Origin of the sequence: Bacillus sp. OTU2372 (assembly GCF_038440275.1) — a bacterium.
Lineage (GTDB): Bacteria > Bacillota > Bacilli > Bacillales > Cytobacillaceae > Neobacillus > Neobacillus bataviensis_B.
This window is the reverse complement of sequence record NZ_JASATK010000091.1, coordinates 1-383: the sequence shown is the minus strand read 5'-3', so window position 1 is coordinate 383 and position 383 is coordinate 1. Positions and strand designations below refer to the sequence as shown.

Below are 383 nucleotides of genomic sequence, written 5' to 3'. Positions count from 1 at the left end.
GAGCCGCAGTGAATAGGCCCAGGCGACTGTTTAGCAAAAACACAGGTCTCTGCGAAGCCGCAAGGCGAAGTATAGGGGCTGACGCCTGCCCGGTGCTGGAAGGTTAAGAGGAGGGGTTAGCTCACGCGAAGCTCTGAATCGAAGCCCCAGTAAACGGCGGCCGTAACTATAACGGTCCTAAGGTAGCGAAATTCCTTGTCGGGTAAGTTCCGACCCGCACGAAAGGCGTAACGATCTGGGCACTGTCTCAACGAGAGACTCGGTGAAATTATAGTACCTGTGAAGATGCAGGTTACCCGCGACAGGACGGAAAGACCCCGTGGAGCTTTACTGTAGCCTGATATTGAATTTTGGTACAGCTTGTACAGGATAGGTAGGAGCCT

1 rRNA gene is annotated in these 383 nt (G+C 53.5%); it reads left to right on the top strand.

Annotated elements, in window-relative coordinates:
- A 23S ribosomal RNA gene (locus AAHB15_RS30080) occupies nucleotides 1-383 on the top strand; the annotation flags it as partial.